Here is a 22,603-nt window from a genome sequence, read left to right on the forward strand (position 1 = left end):
GGTGGCTGCCGAGCGACTGTCAGGTAGCCAACGGCCGAACCCTGCAACGACGCAAAACAGGAGGGGACATAGTGAAAAAGCTCATCAACGCACCCGAGACCGTGCTAGCCGAATCGCTCGATGGCTTCGCACTCGTGCATGCCGACCTCATCGAACTCGGCGAGGAACGAAAATTCGTGCGGCGAAAGCAGTTGACGCCGGGCAAAGTCGCCCTGATTTCCGGCGGTGGCTCCGGGCACGAACCCCTGCATGCGGGCTTCGTCGGGCGCGGCATGCTCGATGCCGCCTGTCCCGGACAGATCTTCACCTCGCCCACGCCCGACCAAGTCGTCGCCGCCATGCAGTCGGTCGATTCGGGCGCGGGATGCCTGCTGATCGTGAAGAACTACGAAGGCGACGTCATGAACTTCGACATGGCCGCCGAAATGGCCGAGGGCAATGTGCGCACGGTGATCGTCGACGACGATGTGGCCGTCGATCGCTCGACCTATTCCACGGGCAGGCGCGGTGTGGCCGGCACGCTGATCGTCGAAAAGCTCGTCGGCGCCGCGGCCGAACAAGGGCGCGACATCGAGCAGTTGGTCGCGCTCGGCAAAGCCGTGAACAGTCGAACGCGCTCGATGGGCGTCGCGCTGACCTCGTGCACCGTGCCCGCGGCGGGCTCCCCGACTTTCGTGCTCGGCGAGAACGAAATGGAACTCGGCGTGGGCATCCACGGCGAGCCGGGTAGGCGCCGCGTCAAACTGGATCGCGCCGATGCGATCGCCGAGGATTTGGTCGCACCGATCGTCGAAGACCTCGCGCCCGGCAACGGACGCGAATGCGTTCTCCTCGTCAACGGCTTCGGCGGCACGCCGCTATCGGAGCTCTATTTGATGGTCAATGCGGCGATGGGGCGATTGCGCGCACGCGGTGTACGGGTTGCGCGTTTCTTGACCGGCAACTACGTGACGTCGCTCGAGATGGCCGGTTGCTCCATCACGTTGACGGAGCTGAACGACGATTGGCTTTCGCTTTGGGATGCGCCGGTCCATACCGCCGCTTTGCATTGGGGCCAGGCGTGAACGCGCGCATGCGCATGTAGTCGAGAACGATCGAATCGATGGAGAACGTCATGAACGGATTTGTCGGTGAATTGATTGGCACGGCTATTCTCGTGCTCATGGGCAACGGCGTGGTGTCGAACGTGTTGCTGACGCAGTCGAAAGGACAGAACTCGGGATGGATCGTGATCGCGACCGGTTGGGCCTTCGCGGTGCTGGCCGGCGTGGTGGCCGCCGTCGCATTGGGCAGTCAAGGCCACCTGAACCCCGCCGTCACGCTCGCGTTTTACGCCCTCGGGCATTTCCCCGGCAACGAAGTATTGCCTTATCTGGCCGGGCAAGTCGTCGGCGCATTCATAGGCGCGGTGCTCGTGTGGATCACGTACCTCGCGCATTGGAAAAAGACCGATGACGCGCGCATCAAGCTCGCCTGCTTTTCGACCGGGCCGGCCATCCGCGCGCCATTCTCGAACATGTTGACCGAGCTGATCGGCACCTTCGTGCTCGTGTTTCTCGTCGTGGCCATCTTCACCAAGGCCGTCGGCACCACGGGCGTGCTGGGGCCGCTCGTCGTCGCCCTCATCGTCTACGGCATCGGCCTCTCGCTCGGCGGGCCGACGGGCTTCGCGATCAACCCGGCTCGCGACTTCGGCGCTCGCGTCGCGCACGCAGTGCTACCGATCGCCGGCAAAGGCTCGTCCGATTGGTCGTACGCCTGGGTGCCGATCGTCGGCCCCATTCTAGGCGGTATCGGTGCGCTCGGCGTCGCGCGGCTCGCCGGGCTGATGTGAACGCCAAACGAGCGAAGCCGGCCATGGCACGAGCCTATGCCGCGAGCTCGCCGAGCCGGCGCACGGCTGCGTCGAGCTCGCTCGTCCAGCGATTGCCCGCATTCAACCTGAGGCAATCGTCGAACGCCCCGCCTTCGCCGAACAAATGCCCGGGCGCGAAGCTGATCCCTTCCGCCCGCGCGCGCTCGAATAATTCACGCGTGCTGCGGGGCGGCCCGTCCCCGCTAGGCAGCTTGGCCCACAATACCAAGCCTCCGGCCGGGCGCGTCACCTCCGTGCCGGCGGGAAAATGGCGCAGCACGGCCTCGCGCAACGCTTGTTGCTGACCGAGCAGCGCGGCCTTCAGGCGGCGCAAATGCAGGGCATAGCCGCCGCCGGCCAACAACTGCGCCACCGCGGCTTGCTGCAACTCGGCGGTCGCCATGCTCGTCGTGTACTTCAACGCTTTCACGCGCTCCGTGAAGCGTCCCGGCGCAATCCATCCCAACCGCAAGCCCGGCGACAAGCTCTTGGAGAAGCCGCCGCACAGCAAGACGTTGCCGTGCGTGGCGTCGAACGCGCGCACCGGCCTCGGGCGCGTCTCCCCGAAGCATAGATCGCCGAAGATATCGTCCTCGATCAAGACGATGTCGCGCTCGCGTAGCAGTTCGACGAGTGCACGCTTGGACGCGTCGCTCGGCACGCTGCCTAGCGGGTTGTTGCCGTTGGCAACCGTCACCACGGCCTTGATCGGTGCACCGCGGTCGAGCGCTTGCTTCAAGGCAGCGAGGTCGATGCCCGATCGAGGCCGGCATGGAATCGGATAAGCGGGCATTTCCAAGGCGCGCAGAATCTGTAGGAGTACGAAATAAGTCGGCGATTCGACGGCGATCACGTCGCCTGGACGCGCAACGGCTCGCAGCGCCAGATTCAATGCTTCGACACAGCCGTTGGTCACGACGATTTCGTCCGGATCGAGCTCGCAGGCGTACTGCATTGCCTGGCGCGCGATCTGCGCGCGCAATGCCGGATACCCCGACCCGCGCACGTGTGAGCCGACAAGGTCCCGATGCTGATAAGCGAGCCGTCGCAACAGCACGCTAAAACGCTCGATCGGATAAAGGCCCGCTTCCGCCGAGGCGAGATCGAGCCGCACCGCCGTGGGCGCGCCGGCAATCGCCAGATGGTCGCGCGCCTGCGCATCGAGTTCCGCCGCGGGGCGTGCCCATCGCTTCGATGCCCCGCTTTTCGGCTCGCTTTGGCCGCCTGCCCGCTTGCCGCGGCGCGTGCGCTTGGCAACGAAGTAGCCCGAACGCGGCCGAGCCTCGATATGCCCGCGCGTCTCGAGCCAACGCAGCGCCTGGAGGGCAGTCGTCAAGCTCACGCCGTGCTGCGCGGCAAGCGTGCGCACGGACGGCAGCCGCTCGCCCTCGTCCATGGCCGCCCCTTGAACGTTTTCCCAAAGCCGCTGCGCCAGTTGCCGATACAACGGCTCGTCCCGCTCTGCCGAATCCATGACGCCTCTTAGAATCGCAAAATCTGTTATGTAACAGATTGGGCACAGTTGTGTATAGGGTCGAAGCGCGGCGCGTGCCACCATGAGCGCATCGAACGAGGCATGCCATAGGAGAAACGCAATGGAACAGGCAGCATTGAAATACGACTTTCGCAGCGATACCGTCACGCGGCCCAGCACCGCCATGCGTGCCGCAATGGCCGCGGCGGAAGTCGGCGACGACGTCTTCGGCGACGACCCGACCGTGAAGCGCCTCGAAGCGCGCGTGGCCGAGACGATCGGCAAGGAAGCCGGCCTCTTCGTTCCGTCGGGCACGCAGTCGAACCTGATCGCCCTGATGACGCATTGCGAGCGCGGCGACGAATATATCGTCGGCCAGCAAGCGCACTGCTACCGCTGGGAAGCCGGCGGCGCCGCCGTGCTCGGCAGCATCCAGCCGCAGCCGCTGGAGAACGCCACCGACGGCACGATGGCGCTGGCCGACATCGAAGCGGCCATCAAGCCGGACGATCCCCACTTCGCTCGCAGCCGGTTGCTGGCGCTCGAGAACACGATCGGCGGCAAGGTGTTGCCCGCCGCTTACGTGCAAGCCGCGACGGCGCTCGCCAAGCAGCATGGCTTGCTTTGCCATCTCGACGGCGCGCGCCTATTCAATGCAGCCGTGGCCTCCGGCACGAGCCCGGCGCAACTCGCCTTGCCCTTCGATACGGTTTCCGTCTGCCTCTCCAAGGGCCTCGGCGCGCCGGTGGGCTCCGTGCTCGTCGGCTCCAAGGCCGCGATCGCGCGCGCGCGGCGTTGGCGCAAGATGCTCGGCGGCGGCATGCGGCAAGCTGGGATTCTCGCGGCCGCCGGCCTATATGCCCTCGAACACAACGTCGAGCGCCTGGCTGTCGATCACGCCAACGCGCGCACGCTCGCGCAAGGATTGGCGAAGCTGCCGGGGCTGACCGTCACCGCACCGGACACCAACATCGTGTTCGTCAACGTCGAAGCGTCGCTTGCCCCTGCGTTCGCGTCGCACCTGGCCCAGCAGGGCATCGGGATCGTTTCGTCTTACGGCAGCACGCGCCAACGATGGGTCACGCATCTCGACGTCGATTCGGACGCGGTGGATTACGCGCTGTCCGTGGCGTCGGCGTTCACCCCGCAATGAACCCCGAATTGTATGAGTGAAGATATTTAGTTGCGCAGGCAACGATATCGAAGAGACAACCAGAACAGAAACGAGCACGCCATGCACGCCGACAATTTTTCCCTCACCGACTATTTCTCTCGCATCGACTATTCAGGTCCGCGCACGCCCGACATCGAAACCGTGACACGCATGATGCGGCGCCAGTTGTTTTCCGTGCCCTTTGAGAATCTCGACGTCCAAGCAGGCAAAATCGTATCGCTCGTGCCCGAGGAGATCGTCGACAAAATCATTCATCGCAAGCGCGGTGGCTACTGCTACGAAGTCAATGGGCTGTTCTCGATGGCGCTCGAGGCGCTCGGCATCACGTATCGATGGGCCGCGGCGCGGCCGATGACCTACTCGATGCGCCGCCCCAGGACGCACATGGTCGTCATCGTCGAGCTGGGCGCGCAACAGTGGCTGTGCGACCTCGGTTTCGGCGCCAACGTCATCCGCGCGCCGATTCCCCTCACTGCGCTAGGGATGGAAATCGACCAAGAGGGCGATATTTATATGCTCACCCTCGGCGACGACGGCTTCTACGTTCTGCGCACGAAGATCGAAGGCGAATGGGCGAATCTATACGCGTTCGATCTTTCCCCGCAGGAGTGGGTCGACTTCATTCCGGCTAATTATCTGAACTCGACGCATCCCGACGCGATCTTCGTACAAAAGCTCGTCGCCGTTCTGCTGACCGACTCGGGCCGGAAAACCTTGGTCGGCGATACCTTCAAGACCGTGTCCCACGGCCGCATCGAAAAGCGGAGCGTCGCGCCAGACGAAGTGCCCGGGTTGCTGGCGCGCGAATTTGGCCTCACGATGCCGCCCCGGCTATAACCCTTTATAAGCGCCTATAACAATGGCAAGTGCTGTCACAAAACGCCGGGGTGCGCCGTCTAACCGTGGTTGAGGCCGTCGCCTCGATCCACCCGCTTTCGAGCCCCATATGACTACGCATCCCCCCGCCCCGGCAACCGATACCGACCCGTTCGACGCCTTGCGTTCGCGCCTGTTTCTCGTGGCGTACCGCATGCTCGGCACCCGGGCGGACGCCGAAGACATCGTGCAAGAGGCATGGTTGCGGTGGCGTCAGAACACCGACCGCGCGGCGGTGCAATCGCCCGAGGCTTGGCTCGTCACGATCGTGACGCGACTGTCGATCGACCGGTTGCGCTCGCTCAAAGCCGAACGCGAAGCTTACGTCGGCGGGTGGCTGCCCGAGCCGCTCGTCGAGGCCGACGAGCGCAAGCCCGAAGCTGCCGTCGAACTCGCCAGCGATTTGTCGATGGCGCTGCTATGGGTGCTCGAACGATTGTCGGCGGAAGAGCGCGCCGCATTTTTGCTGCGCCAGGTGTTCGACCACGGCTACGATGAAATCGCCGCATTGCTCGGCAAGACCGAAGCCGCTTGCCGCCAAATGGTTCATCGCGCCTCCGAGCGCGTGCAGCAAAACCGCACGCGGTTCGAGGTGCCGCGCGAGGCGCACCGGCGCGTGGTCGAAAAATTCATTCGCGCGGCGCAATCGGGCGAGCGCGACGCCATCCAAGCACTACTGGCCGAGGATGTCGAACTCGTCGGCGACGGTGGCGGCAAAGTGCCAGCCGTATTCAAAGTGCTGCACGGCGCCCATAGAATCGCCAATCTCTTCTGGGTCACAGGCCGGCGCTTCGGCGATCGGACGGCGTACCGTCATGCCCTGATCAACGGCGAACCGGGGTTTCTGCGCTACGTCGACGGCAAGCTCGAATCGGCAATGGCGCTCGCAACCGACGGGGAGCACGTGCTTGGGATCTACGCCGTGCGCAACCCTGACAAGCTCACCGGGATTGCCCAGTCACTGGCGCCTCAAGAGTTGTCACAAAAATAGGCGGCGCCTCGTCTTGGAAGCATGGGCGCCGCATGGGGCGGCGCTCCGCTTCCACTCGAAAGGCACCGCAATGACGCACACCGCCCGAATCAACTATGCCCAATTGGCCCCGGCAGCGTTTCGCAATCTCTACCAACTTTCGGCCGGCTTGCGCCGCGATTTGCTGGGGCACCGTCTGGTCGATCTCGTCCTGCTCCGCGTTTCGCAAATCAACGGCTGCGCTTACTGCATCGACATGCACTGGCGCGACCTCATCAAGATGGATGTCGATCCGCGCCATGCGAACGCGGTGGCCGGATGGCGCGAAGCGCCATTTTTCGCCGAACGCGAGCGCGCCGCGTTGGAATGGGCCGAACTGGTCACGGGGCTGCCGCATACCGACCCGAGCGACGAAGCTTTCGCGCGCCTACGCACGCAATTCACCGACGAAGAAATCGCCGAACTCGGGTTCGTGATTGCGACGATCAATGCGTGGAACCTGCTGAACGTGAGTTTGCGCAACCCGGTGCCGGAGCAGGCCTGACACGCGTGCGGCTCAGCGCGTCCCTTCGCGCCACAGGAGCGTCAGAACCGTCATCAGGGCCGGACCGATGAAAAGTCCGACCAGACCGAAGGTTTCGGCGCCGCCGAGAATGCCGAACAAGACGAGCAGGAACGGCAGTCGCGTCGTACTGCCGATGATGCCCGGGCGCACGAAATGCTCGGCGATGAAGACGACGATGGTCCCCGTCGCCAGCACGGCGAGCGCGCCCACGACTTGGCCGTGCAAGAACAGCCATAGCGCCGCGCCGCCGAATGCGAGCGGCGCGCAAAACGGCAGCATGGCGGCGACCGCCGTCACGAGGCCCAGCTCCGCCGCATGCGGCAAGCCTGTCGCGAAGTAGGACGCGCCGATCAGCACGCCTTCGCCGAGCCCCACTACCACGAGGCCTGTCACCGTCGCACGCACGGCGGCGGTCATTCGTATCGCAAGGTGCGTGCCGTCCGCACCGAATACACGCCGCACGCTACGCAGCGCCTGCTCGGCCACGCGCGGGCCCGAACGCAGAAAAACGAACAGCGTGAGCAACATGAAACCGAAATGCACGAGGCCTTTCAACGCGGCGCTACCGAAGTGCCGCCCGGCCGTCGCCACGTGCCCGCCGCGCAGGGCGTCCATGGCGGGCGATCCTTCGAGAGGCCGGGCGAGATTGGTCTGCCACCAGGCCGCGATTTGATTGCCGAAGGGCAACCGGGTCACGAACTCAGGCACGGCAAAACCGGTTTGCGCGATTTCTTTGATCCACGTGAGCAATTGATGTGCTTCGTGCAGCACCTGCGTGAAAACGAGCACGAACGGCAGGACGACGAACACGCCCACGACCGTCGTCAACAGCAGCGCGACCATGCTTGCGCGGGTCGCACTCTGCTTGGCTTGGCTCAGGCGCTGCAATAGCGGCCAGATGACGATCGCGATCACGAGCGCCCAAACGATGGCGGGAATGAACGACCGGATGATCCACAGTGCCAGCGCCACCAGCACCGCGTAGAGCGCGAGCGTCGCAATGCGCTGACTGCGCTTTCCGTCTGCGGTATCTTTCGTGGCAAGCGGGGGATTTGACATGACAAACGCCTTGGTGAGGTGACGGTCGATCGTCGACATGTTAGCGAAGATCGCGCCCGGTACGCTCCGGCGACCGACCAGGGAAGGCTGTTTGCTAGGAAATTCCTCCATGTCACGGTCCGCGTCCGTCACACAAGGTCCAGCCATGCCCCATCGTTTCGCCTCAGCGCCATCCGGCAATCGTGCGGCCAAGCTCGCCGCGCTTTCGATTGCGCTCGCGTGCGCACTGGGCGCGAGCCGTCATGCCGCCGCCGACGATGAAAGCGACAGCGACGCCGCTGCCGCCACCGCAGCCGCAGCCGCCTCGACCGCGACGCTGGCCACAGCGCCGAACGCCAAGGTTCATGGCAGCCTTTCGGCAAACATGGCGCATGAGCAATCGGTCGGACCCAACGCCGCGCTGCCCGTCCCGCGGGAAAAATCGACCGTCACCGACCACACCCTGAAACTCGGCGGCCGCACGATCGATTACCGCGCCACGGCGGGCAATCTGCTGCTGCGCGACGACGCGGGCGAGCCCGAGGCCAGCGTGTTCTACGTGGCGTATACACGTGCCGCTCGGCACGACGCCCCGCGCCCCGTGACCTTCCTGTTCAACGGCGGGCCGGGTGCGGCGAGCGTGTTCTTGCTGATGGGATCGGTGGGCCCCAAGCGCGTACATACCTCCAGCCCCGCAGCCACCTCGCCCGCGCCCTACGTGCTGGCCGACAACCCCGACTCGTTGCTCGACAAAAGCGATCTCGTCTTCATCGACGCGGTGGGCACGGGCTACTCGAAGCTCGTCGGCCACGGAAACGGGAAACGGTTTTGGAGCGTCGACGGCGATCTAGACGCCTTCACCCGATTCATCGACCGCTACCTGAGCGTGAACGATCGATGGAATTCGCCGAAGTTTCTGCTGGGCGAATCGTACGGCACGACGCGGGCGGCCATGCTGGCCTACCGCCTCGCGCAGCACAACATCTCGCTGAACGGCGTCGTGCTGCTCTCGTCGGTCCTCAACTCAGGCGTGCGAGCCCCCGGCTTCGATCTCATGTACATACGCTATCTGCCATCGTATGCAGCAGCGGCGTGGTACCACGACAAGCTCGGCCCCGGCAAAAACGCCGATCTGCCGGCGTTTCTCGACGAAGTGCGCGCATTCGCGGCGGGGCCGTATGCCGCGGCGCTGGCCAAGGGCGACGCGCTGCCCGATGCCGAGCGCGACGCGATCGCGGGCCGGATCGCCCGTTACACGGGGCTGGACCCGCAGTATGTGACCGGCGCGCGACTACGCATCTCGCCCTCGCACTTTCGCAAACAGCTGTTGTTGACGCAAACGCGCAGCGTAGGCCGCTACGACAGCCGCTTCGAAGGAATCGAGTACGACCAGGATTCCTCCTCGCCCGATTTCGACGCGTCCGAGAAGTACATCACCGGCGCCTTCGCCGCCGCGTTTCACCAACATCTGGCGCAGGATCTGCACGACGACGCGCACGACAGCGCTTATCGCGTATTCAACGATCGCGTATTGAGCGCCTGGAACTGGAAACATCATGTGTGGTGGGGCGAGACGCTCAGCGCGCCGTATGCCGCCGCCGACCTCGCGGAAGCGATGCGGCAGAACCCGCACCTGCGCGTGTTGTCGGCCAACGGCTACTTCGATTTGGCCACGCCGTTCTTCGCGACCGAATACGACCTCGAGCACATGGGCCTCGAGCCCTCGCTGCGCAAAAACCTGCGAGTGACGTATTACGCGACGGGTCACATGATCTATCTCGACGATTCGGCCCTGCACGCACTGAAAGGCGACTTGGCGCGTTTCTACGACGAAGCGATCGGTCGATGAGCTCGGGTTTTAAACGCATGACATCATGCTCTTTAAAACTAGAAGTGAATTTCCAAACGAAAGAATGGGCTCGGCGGTAAATTGAAACCGTTCAGAACCCCCCGTCTACGGGACATTAATACCGATTATTCTTGCCGAATCGATTCTTCTGAATTATCTTCCCTTGAAGCTTGCATTCGATGCCACGCAACCTTCTCATATGGCGCGAAGCCGCTCCTCCGCCGGACAGACCCGCATTTCCACTACCACTCCTAACAGCTACACGACCACGTTTTTGACCTGTTAGGTTAAACATGCTCAATAAATCATTGAGTGTCGTTATCTCCATTAATTAATCACAACGTTGGCTCGAGACGGCAGCTTAACTCAAATCCGTTGACTCACCGCATTCCCGCGGATACGGCGTCTCTTGACGTTGAAATCCTAGGAGGTTCAATTGAAGTCGACTGTGAAATCGAAAGGGGCGGTATCGGCTATTTTCAAAACCGCGGCGTTGGCGTTGCCGCTCGCTGCCGCGGCGCCCGCGCATGCGGCCAGTTCGCCGACGACATGGGTCGGCACCGAGACCAGGGCCTTTCTCACGCCCGAGCAAATGCACGCTTTCACGGCGGCGCCCGCCGCGCAAGCGTCGGCCGGCGAACCGGAGCACGTCGTCGTCGGTCTACGCGTGCGCAATTTGAAGAAGCTCGAGGCGCTAGGCCGGGCCGTGAACGAGCGAGGCAACGCGCGCTACGGCCATTTCCTCACGCCGAAAGCGTTCCTGGCCGAGTTCGCGCCTAGCGAAGCGCAGGTGCAAAAGGTCGTCGCACACCTGCGCAATAGCGGGTTCGTCAACATTCGGGTTTCGAAAAACCGCATGCTGATCTCCGCCGACGGCACGGCCGGCACGGTGAAGACGGCGTTCAACACGCCGCTCGTGCACATGCGCAAGGGCGAGCGCACCGTCGTTGCCAATTCAGCGCCGGCGCAAGTGCCCGAAGCGCTCGGCGACACCGTACTGTCGGTGCTCGGCCTGCAAAACGTGACGCTGGCGCACACGATGGCGGTCAGAGGCCCACGTACGCAACCGAAGGCTCGAGCCGCGGGGACCGAGACCGGGCATTACCCGCTCGAATTCGGTTCGATCTATGGCGCGGGGAGCCTGCCGAGCGCAGCGCAAACGACGGTGGGCGTCATCACGATCGGTGGCGCCAGCCAGGCCACGCAGGATCTGAACCAATTCACGGATGCAAATGGTCTCGCGCAAGTCAACGTCGCCGCCGTGCAAACGGGGGATCCCAACGGCAATTACAGCGACGATCAAGAAGGGCAAGGAGAATGGGATCTCGACAGCCAAGATATCGTCGGGGCCGCGGGCGGCGCGGTCAATCAGTTGATCTTCTACGAAGCCGACATGAATGCATCGGGCAATACGGGCTTGACGCAGGCGTTCAATCAAGCCGTCAGCGACAACACGGCCAAGGTCATCAACGTCTCGCTCGGATGGTGCGAAGCCGACGCCCAGGCCGACGGCACCGTGGCCACCGAGGATCAGATTTTTGCCGCAGCGCTCGCGCAGGGGCAGACATTCTCGGTTTCGTCGGGAGACGAAGGCGTGTACGAGTGCAACAACCGCGGCTATCCTGACGGCAGCACGTACTCGATTTCGTGGCCGGCTTCCTCGCCCAATGTCATCGCCGTCGGCGGAACCACGCTTTTCACTTCGAGCGGCAAGTGGGCCAAGGAAACCGTATGGAACGAAGGCCTCGACGGCAACGGCAAACTGTGGGCCTCGACCGGCGGCATCAGCGCGGTCGAGCCCGTGCCTTCATGGCAAAGCGCGCTTTCCGTAAGCCCCGCGCCGAGCGGGCGCGCCGTGCCCGATATTTCCTTCGACGCGGCGCAAGGCTCCGGGGCGCTCGTCTACAACTACGGCCAGATCCAGCAGATAGGCGGCACGAGCCTGTCTTCGCCGATCTTCGTCGGCTTGTGGGCGCGGCTGCAATCGGCTCACGCCAACTCGCTGGGATTCCCCGCTTCGAGCATCTATAGCGCGGTGAAATCGACGCCATCGCTCGTCCACGACGTGACGTCCGGAAACAACGGCTACAGCGGCTACGGGTACAAAGCCAGCACCGGCTGGGACTACCCGACCGGCTGGGGCAGCTTCGTCATGTCGAACCTGGCCTCGTACGTGAGCGGGCATCCGTTCGGGCAATGAGCGGAAAGACCGCCTGAACCGAGCCCGCGGCGGATCGCCCTTAGACGGGCGGTAAGCTCTACTCCAAGGCGACGTCCATCGCATGCCGGTCCGGCCCTGTTTGGCGGACCGGCAGCCGTTTTCGTTGCGCACGCAACAATCGCTTGCGCGTCCGCACGCAAGATTGCGCGAGTCGGCGCATAATCGCTGCTTTGCGTCCTCGCCCGCGATTCGCCGCTGCAGCGCCGCTCGTCCATGCCGCTCGCCATCAAAGCTTTCCTCGCTCCGCTGATCGTGGCTTGCGCCATGTTCATGGAGAGCGTCGACGGCAACATCATCGTCACGGCATTGCCGTCGATGGCGCGCGATTTCGGCAGCGACCCGGTCGCCCTGAAGGTCGCCATCACGAGCTACGTCGTCGGGCTCGGCGTGTTCATTCCGATTTGCGGATGGCTTGCCGACCGGTTCGGGGCGCGCACCGTCTTTCGCACGGCCATCGGCATCTTCATCGCCGGTTCGATCATGTGCGCCGTCGCGCGCTCGCTGCCCGTCTTCACGGTCGCGCGCTTCCTGCAAGGCATCGGCGGCGCAATGATGGTCCCCGTCGGCCGCATCATCATCTTTCGCGCCGTACCCAAGAGCGAATTCGTACGGGCCATGAACTACCTGAGTTTGCCTGCCATGTTCGCGCCGGCCGCGGCGCCGCTGCTGGGCGGGTTCATCACGACGTACCTGCACTGGCGCCTCATCTTTTTCGTCAACGTGCCCGTCGGTATTCTCGGCATCTATCTTACGAACCGCCACATCGTCAACACGCACGAGCCGCATCCCGGCCCGCTCGATTGGTTCGGGTTCATGCTCTCGGCCAGCGGCGCGTCGCTTCTTCTGCTCGGCCTTTCGCTGATCGGCAGCGAACTCGTGTCCGACCGCGCCGCCTACGAAATGTGCGTGACCGGCGCCCTGCTCGTCTCGTTTTACGTGCTGTACGCGCAGCGCGCGCAACGGCCCTTGCTGGACCTGCGCCTGCTCAGCGCACCGACGTTTCGCGCCAGCGTGCTGGGCGGCTCGATGTTTCGCATCGGCTTGGGCGCCGTGCCGTTCCTGCTGCCGCTCGCGCTGCAGGAAGGACTCGGCATGTCGGCCTTTCAATCGGGCGCGATCACTTGCGCCTCGGCCTTCGGCAGCATGTTCATGCGCTCGTTGACTTCGTCGGTGTTGCGCAGGTTCGGTTTTCGCACGGTGCTGATCTACAACGCGGTGTTCTCAAGCATCGCGATCGCCGCGTACGGCGCCTTCTTCCCCGGTACCCCCGTCTGGGCGATGTGGCTCGTCGTGCTGCTAGGCGGCTTTTTTCCCGCGCTTCAGTTCACCGCTTTGAACTCGATGATCTATGCGGAGATCGCGAGCCGGGACGTTGGCCGCGCAACGAGCCTCGGCAGCGTCGTGCAGCAGATGTCCCTCGGCCTGGGTGTGACCGTCGGTGGCATCGTGTTGCAGATCGCCCGCGCGCTGCATGGCCATACGCATGCAATGTGGTCGGATTTCTGGCCGTCGTTCGTGGTCGTCGGCCTGTTCTCGCTCGGATCCATCCCGATCACGCGCAAGCTCTCGCCCAACGCCGGCGACGAAATCGCCCGGGGCACGAGAGGGTAAGTCCTTTGCTATCTCGCCGAGCCAATGCGACATCCGGCTCCCGAAGCGGCAACCCTGCCGCCAGCGACCCAGTCGGTCAAGCCGCGATTCGCTCGACGCCCCGCTCGCTCGCGAAGCCACGCACGGCTTCGACCACGATCTGCGCGAGTTGATCGACCGGAGGCGCGGCGACGCTCGATGCGCGCAGCAACGTAAGGCCCAGCGCCGGCAACGCAGGCAAGCCGTATGCGCCCGGATCGATCGTGCGCACTGTCGGCGGCAAACCATAGGCCGTGCGCACGGTCATGCCGAGCCCTGCCGCGGCGGCAGCCCACAAACCGGCGAGGCTCGGGCTAGTCAGCGCAACGCGCCATGCGATGCCCGCGCGATCGAGCGCGTCCGTCGCGAGCGAACACACCACGCACCCGCCGTCGAACAACACGAGCGGCAGCGGTTCGCCGCAATCGCGCGTCCATTGCAATGCGTCCGAGCCGATCCAATGCATGGCCGGCTTGGCGAGATCGACGCTGACGCCCGATGCGCGCCGCGAGCGCGTCGTAAGCTTGAAATCGTCCCACACGAGCGCAAGATCGAGTTCGCCCGCATCGAGCCGCTCCGTCAGCTCGGCGTTGCGCGCGACACGCGCTTCGATGCGCACCTTCGGGTGCGCCCGAGCAAAGCGCCCGAGAACGCCCGGCAGCATCGACTCGCCGAAGTCCTCCTGCAAGCCCAGCCGCACCCAGCCCTCGAGATCCGTTCCGCGGGCAGCGGCAACGGCCTCGTCGTTGAGCTCGACGAGCCGGCGCGCATAGCGCAGCATCACCTCGCCGGCGTCCGTCAGCCCCAGACCGCGTCCCGCCTTCCGAAACAGCGGCGCCCCCACCTGCTCTTCCAACTTTCTGATCTGCGCACTGACAGCCGAAGTGGAGCGGCCCACGCGGTCCGCGGCCTTCGCGAAGCTGCCCAAGTCCATGCCCGTGACGAAACTGCGCAGCGCCGCCACATCGAAGTTCGCTTGGCTCATATCGCTTCTATCGTCCTATTTTTCCGAATGATAGGTTTTAAATTATCCGATTTTCAGCACGATGATAGGGTGGGACACTCCCTCCGTCAAATCTGACGCGGAGTGATTCATGGATGCGCAATATCTCGTCGACACACGGACCAAGACGTTCCGCGCCTCGCATCGATGGAAGGTGCTGGGGGTGGGCGTCGCCGCGAATGCCGCTTTTTCCGCCGTGGCGGCCGGCATTCCGACGACGGCCGTCTGGATACGCACGGGCTACCATCTCGGCAATGCCCAACTCGGACTCGTGCTGGGCGCCACCGGACTCGGGATCGCCCTGTCCGAGCTGCCGTGGGGCGTGGCCACCGATCGGTTCGGCGATCGGCCGGTGCTCGTGGCCGGATTGATCGGGACCGCGCTCGCGCTGCTGTCCATGGCGCTTTATCTCGTCCCCTCGCCCACGACCGTCCCAGCGTTATCGCTGCTCGTGTTCGCCATGGCGCTCGTCGGGTTGCTGGGCGGCAGCGTCAACGGGTCGAGCGGCCGCGCGATCATGAGTTGGTTCAAGGAAGGCGAACGCGGCGTCGCCATGAGCATCCGGCAGACCGCCGTGCCAATGGGCGGCGGCATCGGCGCCTCGTTGCTGCCGTGGCTCGCTTCGGCGCACGGCTTTGCCGCCGTCTACAGCGTGCTGGCGCTCATGTGTGCGGCGCCCGCGATCTTCGCGCTGCGCTGGCTCCACGAGCCGCCGGACGCACCCGCTGCGCCAAGCGCGGCGCAGCCGACGGCGGTCGCGAACCCACCCAGCGCGCTGCGTGAAATACAAATATGGCGCGTGGCGTTGGGCATCGCCACGCTGTGCGTGCCCCAGTTCGCCATCCTGACGCTCGGGACCGTGTTCTTGCACGACTTCGGACACCTCGGCACATTTGGCATCAGCGCAGCGATGGCGTCGCTCCAGGTGGGCGCAATGGCGATGCGCGTCTGGAGCGGCCGCTATACGGACCGTCACGGCAATCGGCGCGCCTATCTGCGCGGCTCCACGATTGCAGCGGCCTTGCCTTTCGCCGCATTGACCGCGGTCGTATCGCTCGGGCACGCGGCGCCGCTGGCCGCCATCGTCGTCATCACCGTTGTCGCTGGCGTGTGCGTGTCCGCATGGCACGGCGTCGCTTATGCAGAACTTGCGACGCTTGCGGGACCGGCTCGCGCAGGCACCGCGCTCGGCATGGCCAACGCGCTCGTGTATGCCGGCCTTTTTCTCGTGCCGATCGCGCTGGCTCATCTGCTCGCTGCTACGTCATGGACGCTCGTGTGGTTCGTCGCCGGGCTCGCTCCTCTTCTCGTTCGCCCGCTCTTTCCTCGGCCGCTTTCCGAATAGCCCTCGAAGGCTGCATCGGCTACGGCGGCCCGAGCTTGGGGCCGGCCGCCCTTGCTCGGCCCGAATGCACGAAGCGCCCCGCCGGTGTACGCCGCGGCTTCCGCTACGAAGAATAGGTATCGCGAGACCTTGCCGATGACGACGATTCCGCTCGCCGCCGCGCGCACGCTGCATCTGGCCGCGCAGGGGCTACTATCGCCGCCGCGCCGCAAAGCGAATAAAGACGATGTGCTGGCCGCCATTCACCGCATGGCGCAATTGCAGATCGATACGATCCACGTCGTCGCGCGCAGCCCTTATTTCGTCCTGTTCAGCCGCATCGGGCCGTACGTTCCGCAGTGGCTCGACGAGCATCTCGCACAAGGGCGCCTGTTCGAATACTGGTCGCACGAGGCTTGTTTCTTGCCGATCGAAGACTACGGACTCATGCGCCATCGCATGCTCGATCCGAGCAAGATGGGCTGGAAATACGCGGCCGATTGGCACGAACGGCACCGCGACGATATCGAGCGCCTGCTCGCTCACGTGCGCGAACACGGGCCGGTTCGCGCGGCCGACTTCGCACGCGAAGCCGGCCGCGGCAATGGCTGGTGGGATTGGAAGCCCGAGAAGCGCCATTTGGAAGTGCTATTCACGCTGGGGCGCCTCATGGTCGCACAGCGGCGCAACTTTCATCGCGTGTACGACATCGCCGAGCGCGTGATGCCCGACTGGAACGACGAGCGCGACCTGTCGCCGGCCGATACGGTGCTGCAAACGCTCGTGGCCCGTACCTGCCGTGCGCTTGGCGTCGGCCGTGCCGACTGGATTGCCGATTACTATCGAATCGAGCGCCGCCCCTACACGGCCGAGCTCCATGCGCTGGCCGATCGGGGCGAAGCCGTCGTCATACGCGTAGAAGGATGGAAACAGGATGCTTTCGTGCCGATCGAGTTGGCGCCGTTGATCGACGATGCCGCGCAGGGCCGCCTGCGCTCGACGGTAACGACGTTGCTCTCGCCGTTCGATCCGGTCGTGTGGGACCGCAAGCGCGCCGCGGCCCTATTCGACTTCGACTATGCGATCGAATGCTACACGCCGGCGGCGAAACGCAAGTACGGCTACTTCTGCCTGCCGATTCTGCATCGCGGTAAATTGATCGGCCGCGTCGACGCCAAAGCGCATCGCGAACAAGGCCTGTTCGAATTGAAGTCGATTCATCTCGAGCCGGGGGTGCGCACCGGTGTGTCGATGCTCTCCAAGCTACGCCGCGCGGTGCATCGTTGCGCACAGTGGCACGGCACGCCGGCGTTGAAGATCGGCTCGGCGCCGCCCGAAGTCGCACGAGCGGTCCTCGCCATGGATTGAACGGCCGAGCGCCGGCGCGATACCCCTCACCCCAGCGGGCTCATGCCGATCAGCCAGCGATGCAGCACGAAGGCGAACAGCGCCCAGGCGATCAAGCCGACGATCACGACTTTGGTATCGCCCGAAACGGTCCCGGCCGGATATTGCACGCCGACCATCCGATCGCGCCGCCGCGAAACGACCGCGCCGGCCGCCCCCCAAAGCAGAAATACGCCGAAGAGCACAACGGCGTTGAGCGTGCCGTTCGCCAGTAGATGGGCAAGCGCCCAGACGGCCACGCCCACCATCATCGGATGCCCGATCGTTCGCTTGATCCGATTGCCCGGCACGTAAGCGGCGGCGATCAACACGAACGCCATCGCAACGAGCAATGCCGTAAGATGCCGCGCGCCGATGGGCGGCGACCACAATACCGCCGGCGTTCGCCTCGCGACGCCGTAACCCCATACGATCAATACGAATCCCACGAGCGACGCGACAGAATAGAGGCCCTTCCAGCCATGCTCGCCGAATCGCGCGACCTGCTGATTGCGCCATGCCGGCGCGACGAGCCGCGTGCTATGAACACCGATAAAAATGAGCAAGCCGAGAATCAATATCGCCACGTCGAACCCCCTTGTTATTGTCCAATGCCATTCGTGCTGCGAGCGCGATCGGCAGACGCCCCGCGGCATCCGCGCTTAAACAGAGCCCCTGCGCGTCACGGCGTTGCCGCGATGACATGCGCCATTGCGGCCGTCAACTTTTTGGCGAACGGCACGTGCAAGAATTCGTTCGGCCCGTGGGCATTCGATTTCGGACCCAGCACGCCGCAGACGACGAACTGAGACTTCGGGAATCCTTCCTGCAACACGTTCATCAAAGGAATGGTGCCGCCCTGCCCGATGAAGGCGCAGTCGGCGCCGAAATGTGTGCGCGATGCATCGCTGACCGCGCGTGCGAGCCACGGCGCCAGGTCCGGCGCGTTCCAGCCGTCGGCGCTGGCATCGGGCTTGAACGTTACCTTCGCGTTATAGGGCGGATCGAGTTCGAGCAGCGCCTTGAGATCGGCGACCGCACGCGCCGCATCGACGAGCGCCGGGAGCCGCAGGGACAGTTTGAAGGCCGTTCGCGGACGCAGCACATTGCCGGCGCTGGCGAGGGGCGGCAACCCTTCCGCGCCCGTGACCGACAGCGAAGGCCGCCAGGTCGCATTGAGCAGTGCTTCGTAGGGGTCGGCCGTCACCGGCAATACAGGCTTACCGTCTTGCCCACAAGCCCATGGCGAGGCCTTCCACACCTCGTCGCCGAGAATGGCCGCCGTCGCGCGCGCTTGCGCCAGCCGGCTGGGCGGTATGTCGCAGTGAAATGCCGCCGGCAGCAGATTGCCCGTCGCCGCATCCTCCAAGCGCTCGAACAACTGCCGCATGACACGAAAGCTCGATGGCACGATGCCGCCGTAAGAGCCCGAATGAACGCCCTCGTCGAGCACTTGCACTTCGAGTGAACCGCCGACGAGACCACGCAGCGACGTAGTCAGCCAGAGTTGGTCGTAATTGCCCGCGCCCGAATCGAGACAGACGACGAGCCCGACATTGCCGAGGCGCGCGCGCAGCGCATCGACATAGGGCAGCAGATCGTAGCTCCCCGATTCTTCGCAGGTCTCGATCAGGCCGACGCAGCGAGGGCGGGCGACCCCCTGCTCGTCCAGCGCCGCAAGCGCGCACACGCTGGCGTAAATGGCGTACCCGTCGTCGGCTCCGCCCCGTCCGTACAGCTTGCCGTCCTCGTACTTCGGCGTCCAAGGGCCGAGATCCTTGCGCCATCCGTCGAACTCGGGCTGCTTGTCGAGATGGCCATACAGCACGACGGTGTCGGTGCTGCCGGGTGCCGTGGCCGGCGCCTCGAAGAAAATGACGGGAGTGCGCCCCGGCAAACGCACGATCTCGAGCGTCAGGCCTTGCACCCGCTGCGCTTGCGCCCAGCTCGCGGCGTCGGTCACCACGCGTTCGAGGTAACCGTGCTCTTGCCAATGCGCATCGAACGCGGGGCTTTTGGCGGGGATCGCAATGTATTCAGTCAGAGCGGGGACGATTTCTTCATCCCATTTGCGTTCGACGAACTGAGTTAATGCGCGCGGATCTATCGATTTATTTTGCTGCTTCGCATCATGTGCTGTCATGGCGGCGGGCTGGGGCAGTCAAAGCGCACATGATAGCCCCGATCGTCGTGCGCAGCCGTAACGAATGCGCGACAATCGAACTCACCCCATTCATCGAGGGGAGTGCCATGTTGGGCCACGTAGCCTTAGAAGTCGTCGAGGTTGTCTTTGCTCTGGCGATTTACTTTTTGCCGGCCATCGTGGCAGATCGCCGCGACCGCTACGACCTGCTCACGATCGCGCTGTTCAACGCATGTATCGGTTGGACGGTATTCGGCTGGCTGCTCGCGCTTTACTGGGCGTTTCTACCCAATCCCCCGGCCGGCATCGCTCGCGATATCACGGCAAAGCGCCGCCTAATGACGATGAGCGCCTTCTCGAGCGCACTCTTCTCGCATATCGAACAGCGCGCGGCCAAGCGCGGTGACAACCGCTGATCACGCCCGAGCGGTGTCTTCGCGCTGCCGGTCGGTCCGGTTGGGTTCGGCTGCCCCCGGCTACACGGCGGATTTGAGGGCCGTCTGCGCGAACGGGGAGACCACCGCCAGCGAACCGACCCATGCCCCGGCGCCGTACCCGCGAACGTGAACGAGCCCGGGCGGAATCGAGCGCGGCTCTTGGTCGAGCACCTCCCGTGCGAACGTACCCTGCCGAAACTCCCCGTGCTCGTCGAACCATTGGCACAATACGCCTTCGGCGGTAATGGCCGTTACCGTCATGCGCGAGCCGCCCCCTTTGAGCGTTACGACGTCGCCTACGCAATACTGTTCAACCGGGTCACGGGTAGCAATCGACATAAGGACTCCGTCGCCAAGCATTTGAACCGTCGCGTGCGCGACGGCGTTCCAATTGTGCGGTGACGAACGGAAAAGAAAATAACCATGCCGTCCGCCCCTAGCCCCTCTTCATAACCGCCGAGGTCAAGCACAGACTAACAATAGAATTTTTATTCTACAAGTAATTCTAGGGAAAACATGGAGAAAGATTTTGTCGCAATCGGGATCCCGACAATGCGCCATGCGATTTTTGGAAGATAAAGCAACCCCGCCTCGATTAGGGCCGGATTATCATCAACCCTTAACAATCGTACTTTTCAAAGTGCTCGCGCGGCTCCGCGCGAAGCCCGCCAGGCAAGCCTCATGATGCATTCCATAAGCACCGGCTTGGCGCCCCGCCCCTCGATATGCGAGCAGGATTCGGCCTTCGCTAACTTGATCCAAATCAATTGATGCATTGCGTCATGATCCGATTCGTATATTCTCCACGCGATGAATTGCATTCGGAACATGGAAACGTTTTCTGCCCATCGGTTTATCTTTGAATAATCGATAGTATCTGTGAAACGAACCCAGACCTGATTGATTCGACGTATGACTTCAAACGTTCGCGCCGAGCATTAAGGCTGAGCGGTGCGAAGCCACCACGATCAGCTTCATCGTGGCGCGCGTCGCCCCGACGAACAGCTTGCGGGCCGCGCGTTCGTCAAACGCCTCGAAGTCGACTTCGGTCAGCACCACGCACGGCGCCGACTGCCCTTTGAAGCGATAGATGGACTCGAGCAGCACGTCGCCGTCCCGGTATTCCGGGCTGCCGAACAAGTCGTACTTGCCCGTAAAGCTGCGCAGCCGGTGCGGCCCCAGGTGTTCGAGCGCAGTCAGCGCCGAGCCTTCGCGGCCGCGGAACGACAACACGGCGATGTCTTGCTTGCGGAACCCCAACGCAAGCGCCTGGGTAATGGCGCGCTTGGTCGAATCGACGACGGTCTCGCCGGCGGCTTCGTCGTACGAAGCGATGGAGATGTCGGATCCGTCGAAGGGACTGCCCGCGACGAGCGCAGTCGCGCGCGGCACCGCTCCCCCCACCTTCTCGCGCACGAAATCCAAGATGTCGCGAGGACTGCGATAGTTGGTCGTCTCGGTCAATACCGTCCATCCTGGCAATGCGACCGGTTCGCGCATGTAAAGGTTCTGCAGCGGGTCTTCCAACCACCACCAAGCGCCGCCCGGACGAATCAGACGCGACAGGGCGGCCACCCAAGCTTCCTGAAAGTCCTGCCCCTCGTCCACGATCAAGACGTCGAAGGTCCACCGCTCGCCGATCGGCGCGTCGGCAAATACCGTTTCGAGCCGGCCGAACGCGTCCGGCGCCTGGAAATCCTGCACCGCGCCGACATCCCTGGCGACCCAATCGCACAGCTGATGGTAGTTGGCGACCTTGGCACCTTCGGGCGCGACCCGCGCGATATGGTCGGCCAGCGGCCGGTTGAAGCAGACGTACAGCACGCGCTTGCCGGCTGCGGCCGCATCCTTCATCACTTGCACGGCCAACTGAGTCTTGCCCGAACCCGCCGTGCCCACTACGCGCAGACGAAACGGCGAGAATTCTAGCCTGCGCGCCCACGTGGCCAAGCCACCGGACAAGCGCGTCACGAGCGTGCCCGCCTGTCCGACCAGCGCGCTCGTATCGGGCGTGAGCGACAACTCGTCCGACAAAAAGTGATGGATCTTGGCGGCGCAGGGCAGCTTAGGCTCGTCGGCAGGCAACGCCGCGAGGATGATCGAGGCGAGACGATCCTTTCGAGCGGCATCGACGATGGCTTCCGCAGGCACCCCGGCGATCGCCGTCTGCTTGACGACATAATCGGGACAAAACAACAGCGCTTCGATACAGTAGGTGCCGGCGCCGAAGGCCGCGGTGAACCGGCGATGCATCCGTTCGACGGTCTGGGCCAACTGAATGGAAACGTTGCGCTCGGTTTGCAGGTAGACCTTGACGAGCCCCTTCGGCGTTTCGCGCAGGAACCCCGCCTTTTGTTCGATGAGCATGACGCGCCCCGCCGGGCTCACGATGACGAAGTCGGCCTCGCCGAATACGGAGAAAGCCCGATTCAGCCGAGTCCAATGCACGCCGTGATACACGGTGTAATCGGCGGGCAACGCGGCTTCGAGCAACATGAGCGTTTCGCGCTCGCGCTGCGCGGCGCCGGTTGCGGCCAAATTCTTCCAATCATCGGGAATTAGGCGAGCCATGGCGGGTCGATCCTCGCTTTGACGTTTTGGATTCGGCGTATTGTACAAACCGCGCGCCGGATGCCTCGTTTCGAGGCGTCGCCGCATT

At 64.0% G+C, this 22,603-nt stretch carries 19 protein-coding genes; 12 read left to right on the forward strand and 7 right to left on the reverse strand.

Annotated features, from left to right (window positions below; translation table 11 throughout):
- The first annotated feature begins 71 nt into the window (after positions 1-71).
- Together dhaK and QQS38_RS11885 are read left to right on the forward strand one after the other, a co-directional pair.
- A complete protein-coding gene (gene dhaK, locus QQS38_RS11880) occupies positions 72-1,064 on the forward strand; it encodes a dihydroxyacetone kinase subunit DhaK (RefSeq protein ID WP_479645571.1) in 993 nt (330 codons plus the stop codon).
- A gap of 50 nt (positions 1,065-1,114) precedes the next feature.
- Complete coding sequence (locus QQS38_RS11885; RefSeq protein WP_479645572.1) at positions 1,115-1,834, forward strand: MIP/aquaporin family protein; 720 nt, start codon at positions 1,115-1,117, stop codon at positions 1,832-1,834.
- Between the two features lie 34 nt (positions 1,835-1,868).
- Here the strand turns inward: QQS38_RS11885 and QQS38_RS11890 are convergent, their stop codons facing one another.
- Complete coding sequence (locus QQS38_RS11890; RefSeq protein WP_479645573.1) at positions 1,869-3,329, reverse strand: aminotransferase-like domain-containing protein; 1,461 nt, start codon at positions 3,327-3,329, stop codon at positions 1,869-1,871.
- A 121-nt stretch (positions 3,330-3,450) separates the two neighbouring features.
- Between QQS38_RS11890 and ltaE the strand changes: the two genes are divergently transcribed.
- The 4 genes from ltaE (at position 3,451) to QQS38_RS11910 (ending at position 6,893) form a co-directional block, all read left to right on the forward strand.
- Positions 3,451-4,482: a low-specificity L-threonine aldolase gene (gene ltaE, locus QQS38_RS11895; RefSeq protein WP_479645574.1), complete on the forward strand. Its 1,032-nt coding sequence runs from the start codon at positions 3,451-3,453 to the stop codon at positions 4,480-4,482.
- An 81-nt stretch (positions 4,483-4,563) separates the two neighbouring features.
- Positions 4,564-5,340 carry an arylamine N-acetyltransferase family protein gene (locus QQS38_RS11900; RefSeq protein ID WP_479645575.1) on the forward strand — a complete coding sequence of 259 codons (777 nt, stop codon included), beginning with the start codon at positions 4,564-4,566 and terminating at the stop codon, positions 5,338-5,340.
- Positions 5,341-5,449: 109 nt separating this feature from the next.
- Positions 5,450-6,370 (forward strand): RNA polymerase sigma-70 factor, encoded by a 921-nt coding sequence (locus QQS38_RS11905; RefSeq protein WP_479645576.1) that lies wholly within the window; start codon positions 5,450-5,452, stop codon positions 6,368-6,370.
- Positions 6,371-6,440: 70 nt separating this feature from the next.
- Positions 6,441-6,893, forward strand: coding sequence for a carboxymuconolactone decarboxylase family protein (locus tag QQS38_RS11910; protein ID WP_479645577.1), 453 nt, complete (start codon positions 6,441-6,443; stop codon positions 6,891-6,893).
- A gap of 12 nt (positions 6,894-6,905) precedes the next feature.
- Here the strand turns inward: QQS38_RS11910 and QQS38_RS11915 are convergent, their stop codons facing one another.
- On the reverse strand, positions 6,906-7,973 hold the full coding sequence (locus QQS38_RS11915; RefSeq protein WP_479645578.1) for an AI-2E family transporter: 1,068 nt from the start codon (positions 7,971-7,973) through the stop codon (positions 6,906-6,908).
- A 109-nt stretch (positions 7,974-8,082) separates the two neighbouring features.
- Here QQS38_RS11915 and QQS38_RS11920 point away from each other — a divergent pair, with 109 nt between their 5' ends.
- The 3 genes from QQS38_RS11920 to QQS38_RS11930 all read left to right on the forward strand — a co-directional run bounded on the left by QQS38_RS11920 (position 8,083) and on the right by QQS38_RS11930 (position 13,633).
- Positions 8,083-9,801, forward strand: a complete 1,719-nt coding sequence (locus tag QQS38_RS11920) for a S10 family peptidase (protein WP_479645579.1) — start codon at positions 8,083-8,085, stop codon at positions 9,799-9,801.
- A gap of 448 nt (positions 9,802-10,249) precedes the next feature.
- Entirely contained in the window at positions 10,250-12,001 is a 1,752-nt protein-coding gene (locus QQS38_RS11925) for a S53 family peptidase (RefSeq protein ID WP_479645684.1), read from the forward strand.
- A 234-nt stretch (positions 12,002-12,235) separates the two neighbouring features.
- On the forward strand, positions 12,236-13,633 hold the full coding sequence (locus QQS38_RS11930) for an MFS transporter (protein ID WP_479645580.1): 1,398 nt from the start codon (positions 12,236-12,238) through the stop codon (positions 13,631-13,633).
- A gap of 76 nt (positions 13,634-13,709) precedes the next feature.
- Here the strand turns inward: QQS38_RS11930 and QQS38_RS11935 are convergent, their stop codons facing one another.
- On the reverse strand, positions 13,710-14,636 hold the full coding sequence (locus QQS38_RS11935) for a LysR substrate-binding domain-containing protein (RefSeq protein ID WP_479645581.1): 927 nt from the start codon (positions 14,634-14,636) through the stop codon (positions 13,710-13,712).
- A gap of 109 nt (positions 14,637-14,745) precedes the next feature.
- Here QQS38_RS11935 and QQS38_RS11940 point away from each other — a divergent pair, with 109 nt between their 5' ends.
- A complete protein-coding gene (locus QQS38_RS11940; RefSeq protein WP_479645582.1) occupies positions 14,746-15,999 on the forward strand; it encodes an MFS transporter in 1,254 nt (417 codons plus the stop codon).
- 135 nt (positions 16,000-16,134) lie between these two features.
- Positions 16,135-17,346 (forward strand): winged helix-turn-helix domain-containing protein, encoded by a 1,212-nt coding sequence (locus QQS38_RS11945; protein ID WP_479645583.1) that lies wholly within the window; start codon positions 16,135-16,137, stop codon positions 17,344-17,346.
- A gap of 26 nt (positions 17,347-17,372) precedes the next feature.
- Here QQS38_RS11945 and QQS38_RS11950 read toward each other — a convergent pair whose 3' ends face one another.
- Positions 17,373-17,951 carry an NnrU family protein gene (locus QQS38_RS11950; RefSeq protein ID WP_479645584.1) on the reverse strand — a complete coding sequence of 193 codons (579 nt, stop codon included), beginning with the start codon at positions 17,949-17,951 and terminating at the stop codon, positions 17,373-17,375.
- A gap of 95 nt (positions 17,952-18,046) precedes the next feature.
- On the reverse strand, positions 18,047-19,507 hold the full coding sequence (locus QQS38_RS11955) for a M20 family metallopeptidase (RefSeq protein ID WP_479645585.1): 1,461 nt from the start codon (positions 19,505-19,507) through the stop codon (positions 18,047-18,049).
- Between QQS38_RS11955 and QQS38_RS11960 the strand changes: the two genes are divergently transcribed.
- On the forward strand, positions 19,456-19,923 hold the full coding sequence (locus QQS38_RS11960; protein ID WP_479645586.1) for a superinfection immunity protein: 468 nt from the start codon (positions 19,456-19,458) through the stop codon (positions 19,921-19,923). The two genes, QQS38_RS11955 and QQS38_RS11960, sit on opposite strands and share 52 nt — an antisense overlap.
- Positions 19,924-19,983: 60 nt before the next feature.
- Here QQS38_RS11960 and QQS38_RS11965 read toward each other — a convergent pair whose 3' ends face one another.
- Together QQS38_RS11965 and QQS38_RS11970 are read right to left on the reverse strand one after the other, a co-directional pair.
- On the reverse strand, positions 19,984-20,283 hold the full coding sequence (locus QQS38_RS11965; RefSeq protein WP_479645587.1) for a YodC family protein: 300 nt from the start codon (positions 20,281-20,283) through the stop codon (positions 19,984-19,986).
- A 579-nt stretch (positions 20,284-20,862) separates the two neighbouring features.
- Complete coding sequence (locus QQS38_RS11970; protein ID WP_479645588.1) at positions 20,863-22,515, reverse strand: ATP-binding domain-containing protein; 1,653 nt, start codon at positions 22,513-22,515, stop codon at positions 20,863-20,865.
- Positions 22,516-22,603 lie beyond the last annotated feature (88 nt).

The sequence above is a fragment of the Trinickia sp. Z7 genome (assembly GCF_056498045.1).

Bases quoted from the DNA above. Each gene is read 5' to 3' on its own strand.
- QQS38_RS11920 (WP_479645579.1), top strand. From the start codon at position 8,083: ATGTCACGGTCCGCGTCCGTCACACAAGGTCCAGCCATGCCCCATCGT.
- QQS38_RS11935 (WP_479645581.1), bottom strand. From the start codon at position 14,636: ATGAGCCAAGCGAACTTCGATGTGGCGGCGCTGCGCAGTTTCGTCACG.
- QQS38_RS11910 (WP_479645577.1), top strand. From the start codon at position 6,441: ATGACGCACACCGCCCGAATCAACTATGCCCAATTGGCCCCGGCAGCG.
- QQS38_RS11915 (WP_479645578.1), bottom strand. From the start codon at position 7,973: ATGTCAAATCCCCCGCTTGCCACGAAAGATACCGCAGACGGAAAGCGC.
- QQS38_RS11955 (WP_479645585.1), bottom strand. From the start codon at position 19,507: ATGACAGCACATGATGCGAAGCAGCAAAATAAATCGATAGATCCGCGC.
- QQS38_RS11890 (WP_479645573.1), bottom strand. From the start codon at position 3,329: ATGGATTCGGCAGAGCGGGACGAGCCGTTGTATCGGCAACTGGCGCAG.
- QQS38_RS11960 (WP_479645586.1), top strand. From the start codon at position 19,456: ATGCGCGCGGATCTATCGATTTATTTTGCTGCTTCGCATCATGTGCTG.
- QQS38_RS11900 (WP_479645575.1), top strand. From the start codon at position 4,564: ATGCACGCCGACAATTTTTCCCTCACCGACTATTTCTCTCGCATCGAC.
- QQS38_RS11940 (WP_479645582.1), top strand. From the start codon at position 14,746: ATGGATGCGCAATATCTCGTCGACACACGGACCAAGACGTTCCGCGCC.
- QQS38_RS11965 (WP_479645587.1), bottom strand. From the start codon at position 20,283: ATGTCGATTGCTACCCGTGACCCGGTTGAACAGTATTGCGTAGGCGAC.
- ltaE (WP_479645574.1), top strand. From the start codon at position 3,451: ATGGAACAGGCAGCATTGAAATACGACTTTCGCAGCGATACCGTCACG.
- QQS38_RS11945 (WP_479645583.1), top strand. From the start codon at position 16,135: ATGACGACGATTCCGCTCGCCGCCGCGCGCACGCTGCATCTGGCCGCG.
- QQS38_RS11905 (WP_479645576.1), top strand. From the start codon at position 5,450: ATGACTACGCATCCCCCCGCCCCGGCAACCGATACCGACCCGTTCGAC.
- QQS38_RS11885 (WP_479645572.1), top strand. From the start codon at position 1,115: ATGAACGGATTTGTCGGTGAATTGATTGGCACGGCTATTCTCGTGCTC.
- QQS38_RS11930 (WP_479645580.1), top strand. From the start codon at position 12,236: ATGCCGCTCGCCATCAAAGCTTTCCTCGCTCCGCTGATCGTGGCTTGC.
- QQS38_RS11970 (WP_479645588.1), bottom strand. From the start codon at position 22,515: ATGGCTCGCCTAATTCCCGATGATTGGAAGAATTTGGCCGCAACCGGC.